Origin of the sequence: Streptomyces sp. SID12501, from assembly GCF_010550245.1 — a bacterium.
In the GTDB taxonomy this organism is placed as follows: Bacteria; Actinomycetota; Actinomycetes; order Streptomycetales; family Streptomycetaceae; genus Streptomyces.
Window position 1 is genome coordinate 1 of record NZ_JAAGLU010000971.1, and the last position, 398, is coordinate 398.

Below are 398 nucleotides of genomic sequence, written 5' to 3' on the forward strand. Positions count from 1 at the left end.
CGTACGTGTCCTCGTAGGCCCCGGCCCGCTCCGGTGAGCGATCGCCTCGTCGGCGCGAGCCCGGGCGGGCGGTGGCGAGCCCCACCCCGCCCGCCCGGGGCTGTGGCGGTCCCGGTCCCGCCACGCCCCCGTGGCTACTTCGGGAGGGCGGGGAGGGACGGGAGCTTGCCCGGCTCGCTCTTCTGGAAGGTGTCGGTGCCGGCCGCGCCCTCCCAGGTGACCTTCAGGGTGGTGGCGTCCACGGAGTCGACCTTGCCCTTCGAGCGCTGTGCGCCGGCCGGGCACTTCAGGTCGATGGTCTTGCCGTTGGTGGTGCCCTCGCAGGTCAGGCCGGTGGCGGCCTCGACGACGAACGCGATCTGGCCCTTGACGGTCAGGATGACGCCCTTGCCCGGGTT

1 pseudogene is annotated in these 398 nt (G+C 73.9%); it reads right to left on the minus strand.

Features of this window, described 5'->3' with window-relative positions:
• Positions 1-134: 134 nt before the first annotated feature.
• A pseudogene (locus G3I71_RS49395) lies at positions 135-398 on the minus strand (hypothetical protein); the annotation flags it as partial.